The 14467-nt window shown below is 74.8% G+C and carries 14 protein-coding genes and 1 pseudogene; 7 read left to right on the forward strand and 8 right to left on the reverse strand.

What is annotated here, in order from left to right; all coding sequences use genetic code 11:
• Nucleotides 1-10 precede the first annotated feature (10 nt).
• Nucleotides 11-502 (forward strand): NUDIX domain-containing protein, encoded by a 492-nt coding sequence (locus tag GA0070606_RS13665; protein ID WP_091098988.1) that lies wholly within the window; start codon nucleotides 11-13, stop codon nucleotides 500-502.
• A gap of 110 nt (nucleotides 503-612) precedes the next feature.
• On the opposite strand, the gene GA0070606_RS13670 is transcribed toward GA0070606_RS13665, so the two are convergent.
• On the reverse strand, nucleotides 613-2280 hold the full coding sequence (locus GA0070606_RS13670) for an MDR family MFS transporter (protein ID WP_091098992.1): 1668 nt from the start codon (nucleotides 2278-2280) through the stop codon (nucleotides 613-615).
• A gap of 103 nt (nucleotides 2281-2383) precedes the next feature.
• Nucleotides 2384-2944 carry a type 1 glutamine amidotransferase domain-containing protein gene (locus GA0070606_RS13675; RefSeq protein WP_091098994.1) on the reverse strand — a complete coding sequence of 187 codons (561 nt, stop codon included), beginning with the start codon at nucleotides 2942-2944 and terminating at the stop codon, nucleotides 2384-2386.
• A 118-nt stretch (nucleotides 2945-3062) separates the two neighbouring features.
• Between GA0070606_RS13675 and rfaE2 the strand changes: the two genes are divergently transcribed.
• Both rfaE2 and GA0070606_RS13685 read left to right on the forward strand, forming a co-directional pair.
• Entirely contained in the window at nucleotides 3063-5051 is a 1989-nt protein-coding gene (gene rfaE2 / locus GA0070606_RS13680) for a D-glycero-beta-D-manno-heptose 1-phosphate adenylyltransferase (RefSeq protein ID WP_091098999.1), read from the forward strand.
• A complete protein-coding gene (locus tag GA0070606_RS13685; protein WP_091099003.1) occupies nucleotides 5048-5926 on the forward strand; it encodes a glycosyltransferase family 2 protein in 879 nt (292 codons plus the stop codon). Before rfaE2 ends, GA0070606_RS13685 begins: the two co-directional genes overlap by 4 nt.
• 84 nt (nucleotides 5927-6010) lie before the next feature.
• On the opposite strand, the gene GA0070606_RS13690 is transcribed toward GA0070606_RS13685, so the two are convergent.
• The 3 genes from GA0070606_RS13690 to GA0070606_RS13700 are packed head-to-tail and all read right to left on the reverse strand — an operon-like array spanning nucleotide 6011 to nucleotide 8209.
• Entirely contained in the window at nucleotides 6011-7132 is a 1122-nt protein-coding gene (locus tag GA0070606_RS13690) for a glycosyltransferase family 9 protein (RefSeq protein ID WP_091099007.1), read from the reverse strand.
• Between the two features lie 11 nt (nucleotides 7133-7143).
• Entirely contained in the window at nucleotides 7144-7677 is a 534-nt protein-coding gene (locus tag GA0070606_RS13695) for an Hsp20/alpha crystallin family protein (protein WP_091099012.1), read from the reverse strand.
• Between the two features lie 25 nt (nucleotides 7678-7702).
• Nucleotides 7703-8209 (reverse strand): DUF2231 domain-containing protein, encoded by a 507-nt coding sequence (locus tag GA0070606_RS13700; protein ID WP_091107697.1) that lies wholly within the window; start codon nucleotides 8207-8209, stop codon nucleotides 7703-7705.
• 148 nt (nucleotides 8210-8357) lie between these two features.
• On the opposite strand from GA0070606_RS13700, the gene GA0070606_RS13705 reads away from it, so the two are divergent.
• The 3 genes and pseudogenes from GA0070606_RS13705 to GA0070606_RS32900 all read left to right on the forward strand — a co-directional run.
• Nucleotides 8358-8975: a pyridoxamine 5'-phosphate oxidase family protein gene (locus GA0070606_RS13705; RefSeq protein ID WP_091099015.1), complete on the forward strand. Its 618-nt coding sequence runs from the start codon at nucleotides 8358-8360 to the stop codon at nucleotides 8973-8975.
• Between the two features lie 188 nt (nucleotides 8976-9163).
• Nucleotides 9164-9799, forward strand: a complete 636-nt coding sequence (locus GA0070606_RS13710) for a hypothetical protein (RefSeq protein ID WP_091099019.1) — start codon at nucleotides 9164-9166, stop codon at nucleotides 9797-9799.
• Nucleotides 9800-10026: 227 nt separating this feature from the next.
• Nucleotides 10027-10476 (forward strand): annotated as a pseudogene (locus tag GA0070606_RS32900) (SRPBCC family protein); the annotation flags it as partial.
• A 470-nt stretch (nucleotides 10477-10946) separates the two neighbouring features.
• Here GA0070606_RS32900 and GA0070606_RS13720 read toward each other — a convergent pair.
• The 3 genes from GA0070606_RS13720 to GA0070606_RS13730 form a co-directional block, all read right to left on the reverse strand.
• Nucleotides 10947-11351, reverse strand: a complete 405-nt coding sequence (locus tag GA0070606_RS13720) for a VOC family protein (RefSeq protein WP_091099025.1) — start codon at nucleotides 11349-11351, stop codon at nucleotides 10947-10949.
• A gap of 95 nt (nucleotides 11352-11446) precedes the next feature.
• Nucleotides 11447-11992, reverse strand: coding sequence for a DUF4240 domain-containing protein (locus tag GA0070606_RS13725; protein WP_091099029.1), 546 nt, complete (start codon nucleotides 11990-11992; stop codon nucleotides 11447-11449).
• Between the two features lie 84 nt (nucleotides 11993-12076).
• Nucleotides 12077-13030: a GlxA family transcriptional regulator gene (locus GA0070606_RS13730; RefSeq protein ID WP_091099032.1), complete on the reverse strand. Its 954-nt coding sequence runs from the start codon at nucleotides 13028-13030 to the stop codon at nucleotides 12077-12079.
• 135 nt (nucleotides 13031-13165) lie between these two features.
• Here GA0070606_RS13730 and GA0070606_RS13735 point away from each other — a divergent pair, with 135 nt between their 5' ends.
• Entirely contained in the window at nucleotides 13166-14455 is a 1290-nt protein-coding gene (locus tag GA0070606_RS13735) for a Dyp-type peroxidase (protein WP_091099035.1), read from the forward strand.
• Nucleotides 14456-14467 lie beyond the last annotated feature (12 nt).

Consider the following 14467-nt stretch of genomic DNA (forward strand, 5'->3'; position numbering starts at 1 on the left):
AATTGTCCGGGTGAGCATCTCCTGGGCCGATTCCTACGTCGGGCAACTGCGTGCCCTGGCCGGTGACCGGACGCTGATGTTCGTCGGCGCCCGCGCCGTGGTCCGCGACAACGCCGGCCGCGTCCTGCTGATCCAGCGCTCCGACAACCACCAGTGGGCCCTGCCCGCCGGGGCGATGGAACTGGGCGAGTCGATCGCCGACTGCGCCGTCCGCGAGGTGCGCGAGGAGACCGGCCTGCGCGCGCTGCGGGTCAGCGCGTTCGCCCTCTACACCGGCCCGGACCGCACCCACACCAACATGTACGGCCACACCTACCAGATCTTCACGACCGCGTTCCGGGTCGAGGAGTGGGACGGCACGCTGGCCCGGGCCACCGACGAGACCGTCGACGCCGCCTTCTTCCACCGGGAGCAGTTCCCTGCCCCGCTCTCCGCGAGCGTCCCGGAGACCCTCGCCGACCTCGACGTCTTCGAGCAGACCAACCGGCTGATCCTCAAGTAGGCGACGCGCGGCCGGTTCCTCAAGTAGGCGACGCGCGGCCGGTTCCTCAAGTGGCCGGCGCGCGGCCGATCCTCGGGTGGCGGCACCTCCGCCCGGCCGCCCGGGGCGGATCAGAGCATCGTCTGGCTCTTCGCCTCCATCTCGGCGGCGGCCTCGCCCTTCGACTCCTCGGCCAGCGGCTTGCCGCCGGGGGCGGGCGCCTCGCCGCCCAGGCCGTCCGTGCCGCCGGTCGCGCCGCCCGGGCCCGCCCCGCGCAGCTTCTCGTTCGGCAGCGCGAGGGTGACCAGCACCGCCACGATCGCGATCAGGCCGGTGGTCAGGAAGACCAGGTGCAGCGACTCGACGAACGCCGCCTGGACGGCCGCGCGGACCGGGGCGGGCAGCGCCAGGATGGTGGCCGGGTCGTTGACCGAGACGTCGGCCCCGCCGCTCGCCGCCACCGCGGCCTGCTGCTGCGGCGGCAACTGCGCGATCGCCCCGGGCAGCCGCCCGGCCAGCTCGGATGTGAGCCGCGACGACAGCACCGCGCCGAGGATGGCGACGCCGAACGACCCGCCCAGCGAGCGGAAGAACGTCGCCGCCGAGGTGCCGGCGCCCAGGTCGCGCATCGACACGGCGTTCTGCACGGCCAGGATCAACGACTGCATGCACAGGCCCAGCCCGACGCCGATCACCACCATGAAGCCGAAGGCCACCCAGAGCGAGGTGCCCACCTCCAGCCGGGTGAACAGCAGCATGCCGACCAGCAGCACCGCCGCGCCCGCCACCGGGAACCACTTGTACCGCCCGATCCGGCTCATCGCCCGGCCGGTGAGCACCGAGGTGACGATGACGCCGGCCATCATCGGCAGCATCAGCAGGCCGCTGCGGGTCGGCGAGGCGCCCTTGACGATCTGCAGGTAGAGCGGGATGAAGATGATCGAGCCGAACATCACCAGGCCGAGCACGAAGCCGGCCGAGTTCGCCAGCGCGAAGGTGGCGCTGCGGAACAGCCGCAGCGGCAGGATCGGCTCGGCCACCCGGGCCTCCTGAAGCACGAAGAGCACGCCGAGCACCGCGCCCGCGACGAAGAGCCCGACGATCACGCCGGAGCCCCAGGCGTACTCGTTGCCGCCCCAGCTCAGCGCCAGCAGCAGGCAGCTCACCCCGGCGACCAGCAGCGCCGCGCCGAGCCAGTCGATCGCGTGGTCGCGCCGGGTGAACGGGATCAGCCGCAGCACCCGGGAACAGACCAGGATCGCCAGGATCCCCAGCGGCACGTTGACGTAGAAGATCCACCGCCAGTCGGTCTCGGCGAAGTAGCCGCCGACCAGCGGGCCGGCGACCGAGGAGAGGCCGAAGACGGCGCCGAAGAGCCCCTGGTAGCGGCCGCGCTCCCGGGGCGACACCACGTCCGAGATGATGGTGAACGCCAGCGTCATCAGGCCGCCGGCGCCGAGGCCCTGGATCCCACGGGTGACGATGAGCTGGGTCATGTCCTGCGACAGCCCGGCCAGCAGCGAGCCCAGCAGGAACGTGCCGATCGAGAAGAGGAACACCGGGCGGCGCCCGTACAGGTCGGCCATCTTGCCGTAGAGCGGCGTCGAGGCGGTGGAGGCGAGCAGGTACGCCGTCACGACCCACGAGTAGTGGTTGATCCCGCCCAGCTCGCCGACGATCGTCGGCAGGGCGGTGCCCACGATCGTCTGGTCGAGCGCGGCCAGCAGCATGCCGGTCATCAGGCCGAACATCAGCAGCCGGATCTGCCGCCCGTCGAGCGCCGGGGCCTCCGTGGTCATCCCAGGTCCTTTCCCCGTCCACCCGAAACATGCGCCGCTCGGCGGACCGTCGGCCGCGCCGCCCGGGAGGCCGGGCAACGGCGCCGGCCTCCCGGACGAGGAGTCACCGGGTCGGGTGCGGCCCTTCGGCGAACTCCTCGACGATCTTCGCGCAGAAGGCGGGGAGATCGTCGGGCTTTCGGCTGCTGACCAGGCCGTTGTCCGTGACGACCTGCTCGTCGACCCAGGTCGCGCCGGCGTTGGTCAGGTCGGTGCGCAGGCTCGGCCAGGACGTCATCCGCCGGCCCCGCACCACGTCCGCCTCGATCAGCGTCCACGGCCCGTGGCAGATCACCCCGACCGGCTTGCCGGCGTCGAAGAACGCCCTGACGAAGCGCACCGCCTCGGCGTCGGTCCGCAGGAAGTCCGGGTTCGCCACCCCGCCGGGCAGCACCAGCGCGTCGTAGCCGCCGGCGTCCGCGTCGGCCGCCGTCACGTCGACGTCGTACGTCTTGGACTGGTCCAGGTGGTTGAACGACTGGATCGTGCCGGGCCTGAGCGAGACCAGCTCGACCGTGGCGCCGGCCTGCTCGACCGCCTCGCGGGGCTGGACGTACTCGACCTCCTCGACGCCGTCGGCGGCCAGGAACGCGATCCGCCTGCCCTGAAGTGTCGTCGCTGCCATGTCGGTGTCCTCTCCTCTCCGGGGTTACCGTGCGTCCGTTCCCGGGGCCCGGTGCCCGAAACCCGCCTCCACGCGGCGTCCAGGTTTGACCCCGGTGCCTCGGGGGACCCCGAAGGGCATGGCAGGAGCAGCAGCGGAACAGCGCCGGCTCGCCACGGTGGTGGAGAGCTGGCTGGGGCGTCCCGTCCTGGTCATCGGCGACGCCATGCTCGACGACTGGCGGTTCGCCGAGTCGGACCGGCTCTGCCGGGAGGCGCCCGCACCCGTCCTCACCCTGCGCCGGCGGATCTCCGCGGCCGGCGGGGCGGCGAACACCGCCGTCAACGTCGCCGCGCTCGGCGGCCGGGCGGTGCTGGTGGCGCCCGTCGGCGCCGACGTCGCCGGGGACGAACTGCACGACTGTCTGGACCGGGCCGGCGTCTGGGACCGTACGGTCAACCAGCCCGGCCGCCCGACGCCGGTGAAGCGGCGCATGCTGGCCGGCAACCAGATCCTGCTCCGGGAGGACTCCGGCGACCCCGACGACGCGCTCGACGACGACGGGGTGGCCCGGCTGCTGACCGCGCTGGACTGCGCCACCGAGGAGTTGCGCGCCGCCGCCGGCGGCGAGGCGCCCACCCTGGTGGTCTGCGACTACGGCCTGGGCGCGCTGCCCGCGCCGGTGCGCGCCTGGCTGGTCGCCCAGCGGGAGCGGTACGCGACCGTCGCGCTGGACGCCCACGACCTGGCCGACTGGCGCGGTCTCGCCCCGACCGTGGTGACCCCGAGCTTCGCCGAGGCGACCCGGCTGCTGGCCCGGGCCGCCGGCGCCCGGCCGGCGCACGGCACCGAACTGCACCTCGACCACCCCGACGGCGACCCGGTCGACGGCCCCTCCGAACTCACCGTGGGCGCGGCCCCGGGCGGCCTCGGCGCGCCGCAGGGCGTCCGCGACCTCGACGTCCTGACCGGTGCCCACCCGGACCTCACCGCCGGAGCCCCGAGCCTGACCGGCGACGGCGCGGGCCCCACCACGGGCGCCGCGAAGCTGACCGCCGGCACCGCGGGCCCGACCGGCGGCGGCGCCGGCTCCCCGGGCCCGACCGGCGGTGGCGCGGGACCGGCCGCCCGCGGGGCGAGCCAGGTCGGCGGTGGCGTCGGGCCGACCGGCGAGCCGACGCCCGGCGAGGGCCGGGTGGCGATGACCGGGGACGGGACGACCGTGACCGGCACCGGGGTCACCGTGAACGCCACGGCCGGCGAGGGCGTCGACCGGGCGGTGCTGGCCGAGTCCCGCCTCGCCGAGCTGCGCGCGCACACCGGCGCGGACGTGGTGGCGGTGACCCTGGACACCGACGGTGCGGTGGTCGGCGGGGCCGACGGCGAGCCCCGGCGCAGCCACAGCACCCCCGTGCCGGCCAGCCACGCCGTCGGGGCGGGGGACGCGTACCTGGCGGCGATGACGCTGGCGCTGGCCGCCGACGCGCCGCTGCCGACCGCCGCCCAACTGGCCCAGCTCGCCGCGACCATCACCGTCTCGGACACCGGCACCTGCGTGTGCCGCCGGGAGGACCTGCTCGCCGCGCTCGACGTGCCGGTCGACGCGGCCGGGGACCGGGCGCTGGTGGGCGCCGACGAGCTGGCCGCGATCGCGGCGGAGCACCGCCGGGCGGGCCGCTCGATCGTCTTCACCAACGGCTGCTTCGACGTGCTGCACCGCGGCCACGTGCGCTACCTGGAGCAGGCCCGGGCGCTCGGCGACCTGCTGGTGGTGGCGGTCAACTCCGACGGCAGCGTACGCCGGCTGAAGGGCCCGGACCGGCCGGTGAACCCGGTCGAGGACCGCGTCGCCCTGCTCGCCGCGCTGGCCTGCGTCGACCACGTGGTGGTCTTCGAGGAGGACTCGCCGGCCAACCTGCTCGGGACGGTCCGCCCCGACGTGTACGTCAAGGGCGGCGACTACCCGCCGGAGATGGTCCCGGAGGCGCCGCTGGTGCGCCGGCTCGGCGGGCAGGTCCGCACCCTCGGCTACGTGCCGGACCGGTCCACCTCGGCGATCATCGACCGGATCCGGTCGCACGGCCACGAGGTCCCGGGCGACTCCCCGCTGACCAGCAAGCCGTCGTGAGCCGCCCGCTCGACCCCGGCACGGCCGAGCGGTTCCGCGCCCAGCGGCTGCTCGACGTGCTGGTCCCCACCCGCAACCGCCCGGCCGAGCTGGCGGTCACGCTGTCGGGGCTGGCCGCCCAGGAGGGCGTGCCCGGCTTCGGGGTGGTGGTCAGCGACCAGTCCGACGGCGCCGCCGCGTACCGGCACCCGGCGGCGGCCACCATGGTCCGGGCGCTGCGCCACCGGGGCCACCCGGTGCTGCTGACCCGCCGGCTGCCCCGGCGCGGGCTGGCCGAGCACCGGGCCTACCTGCTGGCCGCCTCCGCCGCCCGGTACGTGCTCTGCCTCGACGACGACGTCTGGCTGGAGCCGGGCGCGCTGCGCCGGCTGCTCACCGCCATCGAGGAGCTGGGCTGCGGCTTCGTCGGCAACGCCGTGCACGGGCTGTCGTACGCCGACGACGTCCGGCCGGAGACGCACCGGCACTACGAGGAGTGGACCGGCCGCCCCGTCCCGGAGCGGATCCGCCCGGGCACCCCGGAGTGGGACCGGGCGTCGATCCATCCGGCGGCGAACCTGCTGCACGTCACGCGGAAGCTGGACCTGCCGCCGGGGGCGTGGCGGGCGTACAAGGTCTCCTGGATCGGCGGCTGCGTGCTCTACGACCGGGCGAAGCTGCTCGACTCCGGCGGGTTCGACTTCTGGCGGCGCGTGCAGGAGAAGCACCAGGGCGAGGACGTCGCGGCCCAGCTCGCCGTGCTGGCGCGCCACGGCGGCGCCGGCGTCCTGCCCAGCGGCGCGTACCACCTGGAGTCGCCGACGACGGTCACCGAGCGGGACGTGGAGGCGTGGGAGGTCGTGCTCGCCGAGGAGGACGCGGCCCAGCCGGCCTGAGCCCTCCGCCCCGCTCGGGGTGCCCCGAGCCCGCGGCCCGGCGCTCCGCTCAGGACGCGCCGAGCCCGCCGCCCGCCGCTCCCCTCAGGGCGCGCCGGGTTCGGGACGCAGGAGCTCGCGGGCGGCCTCCACCACCTCGACGACCGGCACGTCGGTGACGAACGAGTCCCGGTGGGGGCACTCGCCGTCGCCCGGCCGGTGCGGATAGATGCCGGGGGTGCAGTCGACCCCGCAGACCGGGCACAGCACCGTCCAGGAGCTGATCGGGCGGTGCCGGCCACGCAGCAGGTTCGCCACGTTGATCATGTTGCCGACCCAGTAGATGCCGACGGTCGCGGTGCCCACGGCCGCCGCCAGGTGCAGCGGGCCGGTGTCGTTGGAGATCACCAGCTCGCACCCGGCATAGCAGCCGGCCAGCCCGCCGAGGCTGAGCGTGCCCACCTGCGGGCGGACCGGCACCCCGGCCGCCACGACCACCCGGTCCACCACGTCCCGCTCGGCGGGGGTTCCGGTGACCAGCACCTCGTACCCGTCGCCGACCAGCTCCCGGGCGACCTCGGCGAAGCGTTCGGCGGGCCAGCGCCGGCGGGTGTCGGTCGCGCCGGGGTGCAGCGCGACCCTCGACCGCCGCAGCGGGCCGAGCACCCCGGCCGCCTCGGCCCGGTCGGCGTCGGTCACGGTGAGCGCCGGCACGACAGTGGTGGCCGGCGCGCCCACCAGCGCGGCCACCTCCAGGTAGCGGATCACCTCGTGCTGGTAGTAGACGTACCGGATCCAGCGGTCCAGCGGCGGCGCGTCGTCGGCCCGCAGCCCCGCGGTGACCCGGGCGCCGAGGGCGGCGACGAGCGGATTGGAGTTGGCCCCGCCGCCGTGCAGTTGCAGCGCCAGGTCGAAGCGTTCCTCGCGGGCCGCGGCGAGGAAGTCGTCCGCCGACGACTCCGGCTCGCCCGGCTCCGGATAGCGGATCCCGGGCGCGGGCGGCACCACCAGCACCCGGTCCACCGGGCCCGGCCGGCCGCGCCAAAGCTTCGCGTGCCACGGCGCGCCGAGCAGCACGATCTCCGCCTCCGGGTACGCGGCGCGCAGCGAGTCCAGCGCCGGCAGGACGAAGATGAAGTCGCCGAGCGCGTTGGCGCGCAGCACGGCGATCCGCTCCACGTCGGGCACCCGCCCGGCGACCGGGCCGAGCAGGTCCGGGGTGACCACGCGGCCCCCCGTTACGGCCGGTCGGTCTCGCCGACGGCGATGTCCGGGTGGTGCATCTCCCGGTCGGCGGCCGGGTCGACGACGGTCCGCGTACCCACCGGGGCGCCGGCGCGGCCGACGGTGATGGTGCGGGGCGCGGGCCGGGCGGCCCGGGGCAGCCGAACCCGGAGCAGCCCGTGGTCCATCACCGCGTCGATGGCGTCGGGGTCCACCCGGGACGGCAGGTCGACCCGGTACTCGAAGCCCCGGGTCTCGAAGCCGCCGGGGATGCCGTGGTCGGCGTTGACCTCCGCCTCGGAGCGGGCCCGGACGCACAGCTCGCGGTCGTCCAGCTCGACGGCCACCTCCTCGGGCGCCACCCCGGGCAGCCGCACCACGACCTCCCAACCGTCGGCGGTCTCGGCCAGTTCGACGTCGGACGACCCCGCCCGTCCGCCGACCAGCCGGCGCAGCTCGGAGCGCAGGGACTGCAACTCGCCCATCGGGTCCCACCCCTGCTGGCGGCCCCGCCAGCCCCGGCCGGACCCGCCGCTCTGCTCGCTCATGCCGCCGGTCCTCCGCTGCGCTCGCTCATCGCACCTCTCCGATCCGCTGGGCGGCCGCCGTGGACCGCAGTGAGCTGGGGGCGTCCAGGCCGGCGTCCCGGTCCACCCCGACGCCGAGCCGGTCGACCAGTTCCCCGCCGAGCCAGGCGCTGATGCCGAGGATGGCCAGCGCGACGACCTCGATGGCGATCAGCGCGCCACCGGCGGCCCGGGAGTCGGCGTTGAGCCGCACCACCCAGATCGCGGCGAACAGCAGGATCACCGCCAGGTTGGCGGCGGCGTGGGTCAGCGCCACCCGCTTGGCGCGGGTCCCCGAGGGGATGGCCAGCAGGTCGACCGTCCCGGCCGCCGCGGCCAGCAGGCCGCCGACGAGGCCGACGGTGATGTTCCAGTACGCGACCTCGCCGAGGAGGTCGGGCCCGCCGACGGTGTCCACCACGTCGAACAGGACCGCCGTGACCAGCAGGGCCACCGGGAACATGACGAGCATGGGGTGGACGGGGTGGCCCAGCACCTTGAGTCGGCTCTCCACGCGGGCCTCCACTGCTCGGTCTCTCCGGGTGGGTCGGGTGAGGCGGTACCCCCGCCGTCGAGGGACAAACCTCCGCCGGTCAGCGCCCCCTAGGCTGGCGGCCGACGGGCGCGCCGCCCGTCGGGATCAACGCACGGGGGAGGGTCACGTGACGGTGGAGATCACCTCGTACGAGGAGCTGCGCGAGCTGCTGGGCAGGCCGATGCCGCGGGCGCTGAACAAGGAGCGTCCCGTCCTGCACCCCAGGGACCGGCAGTGGCTCGCGGCGTCGCCGTTCTGCCTCGTGGCGACGGCCGGCGCGGACGGCACCTGCGACGTCTCGCCGAAGGGCGACCCGCCCGGCTTCACGCTGGTGCTGGACGAGCGGACCATCGCCATCCCGGAGCGGCCGGGCAACCGGCGCGCGGACGGCTACCGCAACATCCTGGACAACCCGCACGTCGGGCTGATCTTCCTGATCCCGGGGCGCACCGACACGCTGCGGATCAACGGCCGGGCGCGGCTGGTCCGCGACGCCCCCTGGTTCGACGACATGGTGGTGAAGGGCCACCGGCCCGTCCTCGCCGTGGTGGTGGAGATCGAACAGATCTTCTACCACTGCGCGAAGGCGTTCCTGCGGTCCCAGCTCTGGCAGCCGGAGAGCTGGCAGCCGGACGCACTGCCGTCCCGGGCGCGGCTCGTCAAGGAGCTGGAGGCGCCCGAGGCGAGCCTCGCCGACCTGGAGCGGCACTACGGCCCGGACTACGTGAAGAGCATCTACACCTGACCGTCCCCGATCGGGCTGCCGCCCCCGATGACCGCCGCCCGTCGTCCCGCGCGACCTGCCGGCGCGGGCCGTCGGACCGGCCCTGACGTTTGCGCCGGCTGCCGAGGGTACTGATACGGGGACGATCCGCCGCGCCATGCGGCACCACACACCCCCTGGACACGGGTCGAAGGAAGGACGGACCTCCCATGCCCACGCGAAGCAGCTCGGGATCGACCGCGACCAAGAACCCCCCGGGCAACCAGACGCCGAACACCCCGGACATCAACGAGAGCGAGATCGCGCGGATGAAGGTCGACGACCTCCGCGACCGCCTCCGCCGGCGCGGCGTCACCGACACCGCCGACATGAAGAAGGACGACCTGGTCAAGGCCCTCGTCAAGAGCATGAAGGCGGGCACCGGATCGTCGGGCTCCGCCCGCTCGGCCGGCTCCTCGGGCTCCTCGTCCGGCGGCATCCGGACCGGCGCGCAGACCTCCAGGTCGGTGAAGTACTCGCAGGTCATCGACTCCGTCGACGACGAGCCGGAGCGGCCCGGCCGCAGCCTGGTCACCACCGACCACGAGGTGATCCGGCAGTGGGCCGAGGCCCGCAACGGTGTTCCGTGCACCGTCGACGGCACCGACCACGACGGCCACGCCGGTGTCCTGCGCTTCGACTTCCCGGCCAACGGCCGCGAGGACCGGCTGCGCGAGATCAGCTGGGAGGAGTGGTTCGACGCCTTCGACAAGCGCCGGCTGAACTTCATCTACCAGGAGGAACGCTCCGACCGGCGGCAGAGCAACTTCTTCCGGTTGGAGAGCCCCGACCGCGAGGACGGCTGAGCCTCGTCGTACCCGTCGAAGGCCCGGGCCGGCATGCCGCCGACCCGGGCCTTCGCGCGTCGTCCGGCCTGCCCGCGTGGCCCGGCCTTCATCCGTCGTCCGGCGTCCTTTGTGGTGTTCCGGCAGGTCCGGCGATTGAGCGCCCTCGCTGGGGGTAGGAGTTCAGGCAGACGAGGGACGGCTCTCCCCTCCGAGAAGATCGATTCGACCAACGAGGAGGAATACCCGTGACCACGAAGGTCGAGAAGTCCATCGAAGTGCAGGTTCCGGTGAGCACCGCATACAACCAGTGGACGCAGTTCGAGGAGTTCTCCCGCTTCATGGGTGGCGTCCGCGAGGTGCGCCAGCTCGACGACCGGCGGATGCACTGGGTCGCCGAGATCGCCGGTGTCCAGCGTGAGTGGGACGCGACGGTCCTGGAGCAGGTGCCCGACCGGAAGGTCGCCTGGGCGGCCACCGAGGGCGCGACGAACGCGGGGGCGGTCTACTTCCAGCCCGTCGGCCCCGACCGCACGATGGTGCAGCTGCACCTCGAGTACGAGCCCGAGGGCATGGTCGAGAAGGCCGGCGACAAGCTGAACATCGTCGAGCGGCAGGCCGAGTCCGACCTGCGGAAGTTCAAGTCGTACATCGAGGAGCGCGGCGTGGAGACCGGGGCCTGGCGTGGCACGGTCGACGGCGGCCTCGGGGTGGGCACGCCGGGCGTCGAGCACGCGGCGGCCACGCGCGGCGACAGCGGCAAGGCCGGCGTGTCCGGCAAGGCCGTGGCCGCCGGCGCGGCGGTGGCGGGGGCGGCTGCGGCCGGAGCCGCGGCGGCCGCGAAGCGTCGCTCCGACGACACGGACGACCGCCCGATCACCACGACCGACACCGCCTACGTGGTGACCGACGCCGAGGTCGTGCCGGAGCCCGGCGCCGCCGGTCACCCGCACCGCACGCTCTGACGGTTTTCCCGTACGCCCACCGGCGTCAGCGGACGGCCCAGGTCCCCCGGACCTGGGCCGTCGCTCGTGCCCGCCCGGCAGGCGGGGCGAACCGTCAGGGGCTCCGCGACCGCGTGGCGGGCGTTCGGCCGGCCGGGCCGGCGGCGCGGGAGGCGTCAGGCTACGTCCGCGACGGCCATCCGGGTCCGGCGGCGCGGGGTGCGTCAGGTGACGTCCGCGATGGCCATCCACAGGTGGCCGTCCGGGTCGGCGAAGACGCCCGTGAACGCCCACGGCCGCTGTCCCGGTTCGACGACGACCTCCGCGCCGGCCGCCCGGGCCCGCTCGACGAGCCGGGTGGCCTCCTCCGGCGTCGCGGCCGGGAGGCTGAGCACGCACTCGCTCTGCCCCCGCGCCGCCATCTGAGCCTCGCCGATGACCCAGCCGAACCCGCCGGTCGGCACCAGCATGATCCGCAGGCCCTCGTTGACCACGAACTGCAACGGCTCGGGAATGCCGTCCTCCGCCGGCTCCCCGACCGCCTCCAGGCCGAGCGCGTCCTGGTAGAAGCGGTACGAGGTCTGCCGATCGGCGATCGGCAGACTGACGACGACCGGTGCGTACTGCATGAGGTTGCCTCCGAAGGGCTCGCGTTACGACGTGTCATCAGGGTGGACGTGGTGGGACGCGGAAACTCACCGCCGGAGTCGCGCCCGCCGGCCAGTCACTCGCTCCAGCCCGCCGGGTTGGTGCACGACTCCCGCGAGATGCCCGAGCCGGTCTCCGGCCAGCCGCCGAAGCGCTCGTCGTGCAGGTGGGCGAAGAAGTAGCACATCCCCTCGCACTCGCCGTCCGGGACGGCCACGGCGGGATCGGCGTCGACCGCCTCGTAGAACTCACGCCCCAGGGCGACGACGAAGCCCCGGCAGTAGAGGAAGCCGTCGTCGGAGCCGTCGGTCACGTCGTGGACGTCGGCCCGGTCGATGTCGTGCAGCTTGCGCTCCACCACCCGGTCGAGGTCGGTCAGCTCCCGGCTGGACAGGCCGGCGCTGAGCTGCCGGAGGCTGTCGAGGAACGGGTCGAGCCACGGGTCGAGGGCGTAGCGGCCGTCGTCATCGTCGTCGGCGTCGGGATCCCGGGTCAGCAGTGCCCGGCGCAGCGCGGCGGGCTCGGGGCCCAGCCGCTCCCAGGCGGACTCGACGAGGGCCCAGAAGCGGGCCTCGTCCTCGGCGCTCGGCAGCTTGACGACACCATCGGCAAGGTCGGTCACGGCGGGAGCGTATCGAGCACGACCGACATCCCTGCCCCGCCGACTCCCGCCGCCGGACCGCACGTCGCGGGCGCGGCCCGGTTTTCAGGGCCCCGCCGTCGGGTGGAAGCGTTGCCGGTACGCGGTCGGCGTCGTGCCGAGCACCCGGTGGAACGAGCGGCGCAGCGTCTCGGCGGAGCCGAATCCGGTGGCGCGGGCGATCGCGGCGACGCTCGCGTCACCCGACTCCAGCAGCGCGCGGGCCGCCTGGATCCGCACCTGCTCGACGTACTGGCCGGGGGTGCGACCCAGCTCACGACGGAACAGCCGGGTGAGGTGCCGCTCGCTGACCAGCGCCCGGGCGGCCAGCGTGCCGAGCCGGTGGTCGCCGTCGGGCTGGCTGGTGACCGCGTCGAGCACCCCCCGCAGCACCGGGTGCCGTGCCGCCGGCACGAAGTGCGGATCGCTGAACTGCGACTGCCCGCCGACGCGCCGGGGGAAGACCACCAGGTGCCGGGCCACGGTGCGGGCGCGGGCGGCGCCGTGGTCCTCCTCGACGAGCGCGAGGGCGAGGTCGATGCCGGCGGTCATCCCCGCCGAGGTGCGTACCCGCCCGTCGCGGACGTGGATCGCGTCCGGCTCGACGGTGACGTCGGGAAAGCGCGCGGCGAATTCGGCGCAGGAGTTCCAGTGGGTGGTGGCCCGGCGGCCGGCCAGGAATCCGGCCTCGGCGAGCAGGAAGGCGCCGGTGCACACGGACGCCACGCGGCGCGCCCCCGCGCCGATGCGGCGCACCTGGCCGGCCGCCGCCGGGTCGGCGTCGAGTTCGCGCACGCCCGGCACGAGCAGCGTGTCGACCGGCGGGCGGACGTCGGGCAGGGCGAGGTCGACGCCGAGCGGCGTGCCGACGTCGGCCGGCACCGGGCACCCGTCGGGTGAGGCGACGAGGATCCGGTAGCCGCCGGCGCCGTGGAGCACCTGCATCGGCCCGGCCAGGTCGAGCAGCACGACGCCCGGGCGGACCACCAGCACGACGGTGCGGGTGGCGCCGGTACTCATGATCGGTAAGTCTGCGCCGGCCCCGGGCAGGTCCGCAAGGACCCGGTCCCCACCGGAACGGACCTGCCGCCCACACTGCCGGACCTCGAAGCCCGGCCCGGGAACCACCTCCGTGACCGGCGCGACCGTTACGACATGACAGCGTCACACTCGAACCCTCCGCCCGGGCGGCGGCCGGTGGCCTCCCGCCGCGCGGTGCTCGGCGTCTCGGCGGCGGCGCTGGCCGGCGCGGCCGGTGCCGTCGCCGCCGTCGCGCGCGGCGGTGATCCGGCGCCGGCCCAGCCACCGGCCACCGTGCCGTTCCACGGCCGCCACCAGGCCGGGATCGCCACCCCGAAGCAGCGGTACGCCGTCTTCGTCGCCTTCGACCTCGTCACCCGCGACGTGGCAGTGCTGCGGAACCTGATGCGCGACTGGACCGAGGTGGCCGACCGGGTCACCCGCGGGCAGCGACCGCTGCCCCGGGGCAACGCCCCGGCCGGCGCGGCCGTCGACAGCGGGGACGGCGACGGGCTCGCGCCCGCCCGGCTCACCATGACGTTCGGCTTCGGGCCGGGCGTTTTCGACGCGCGGTTCGGCCTGGCCGCGCGGCGGCCACCGGCGCTGCGCGACCTCCCCGCCTTCGCCGGCGACGAACTCGACCCGGCGTACACCGGTGGCGACCTGGTCGCGCAGGTGTGCGCCGACGACCCGCAACTGGCCAGCTACGCGGCCCGGCAGTTGCGCAGCCGGGTCATGGGCATCGCCCGGTTGCGCTGGGTCCAGCGGGGTTTCCAGGGATATCCGGCGGACGGCGGCACGCCGCGCAACCTGTTCGGGCAGAAGGACGGCACCGCGAATCCGGCCCCCGGCACGCCCGAGTTCGCCGACACGGTGTGGGTGCCCGACGGGGCCGATCCCGCCTGGATGGCCGGCGGCACGTTCCTGGTCCTGCGCCGGATCCGGATGTCGCTGGCGACGTGGGACCTGACTCCGCTCGCGGAGCAGGACGCGATCCTCGGTCGGCACCGCGACACCGGCGCGCCGCTGTCCGGCGGCTCCGAGTTCACGGCGCCCGACCTGGATCGCACCGGGCCCGGCGGCGCGCCGGTGATCGCGGCCGACAGCCACGTCCGGCTGGCCCGGCCCTTCAAGATGTTCCGCCGGGGCTTCAACTACGACGACGGGCCGCAGGGCGACGAGCCGCACGCGCACCCGGCCGGCACCGAGCCGCACGACCACGCCAACCACCGGCACGACTACGACGCCGGGCTGCTGCTGGCCGTGTACGTGCGCGACCCCGGCGCGCAGTTCGTCCCGGCGCAGGAGGCGCTCGCCCGCGCCGACCGGCTCACCACGTTCACCACACACGTCGGCAGCGGCGTCTGGGCCGTCCCGCCGGGCGCGGAGCCCGGCGGCTACGTCGGCCAGGCGCTGCTCGGCTGAGCCACGTCCCGC

It is taken from the genome of Micromonospora citrea (assembly GCF_900090315.1).
Taxonomy (GTDB): Bacteria; Actinomycetota; Actinomycetes; order Mycobacteriales; family Micromonosporaceae; genus Micromonospora; species Micromonospora citrea.

Excerpts from the sequence above, each read along its gene's own strand:
- GA0070606_RS13670 (WP_091098992.1), bottom strand. The coding sequence starts at position 2,280 with ATGACCACGGAGGCCCCGGCGCTCGACGGGCGGCAGATCCGGCTGCTG.
- GA0070606_RS13675 (WP_091098994.1), bottom strand. The coding sequence starts at position 2,944 with ATGGCAGCGACGACACTTCAGGGCAGGCGGATCGCGTTCCTGGCCGCC.
- rfaE2 (WP_091098999.1), top strand. The coding sequence starts at position 3,063 with ATGGCAGGAGCAGCAGCGGAACAGCGCCGGCTCGCCACGGTGGTGGAG.
- GA0070606_RS13695 (WP_091099012.1), bottom strand. The coding sequence starts at position 7,677 with ATGAGCGAGCAGAGCGGCGGGTCCGGCCGGGGCTGGCGGGGCCGCCAG.
- GA0070606_RS13710 (WP_091099019.1), top strand. The coding sequence starts at position 9,164 with ATGCCCACGCGAAGCAGCTCGGGATCGACCGCGACCAAGAACCCCCCG.
- GA0070606_RS13720 (WP_091099025.1), bottom strand. The coding sequence starts at position 11,351 with ATGCAGTACGCACCGGTCGTCGTCAGTCTGCCGATCGCCGATCGGCAG.
- GA0070606_RS13730 (WP_091099032.1), bottom strand. The coding sequence starts at position 13,030 with ATGAGTACCGGCGCCACCCGCACCGTCGTGCTGGTGGTCCGCCCGGGC.
- GA0070606_RS13735 (WP_091099035.1), top strand. The coding sequence starts at position 13,166 with ATGACAGCGTCACACTCGAACCCTCCGCCCGGGCGGCGGCCGGTGGCC.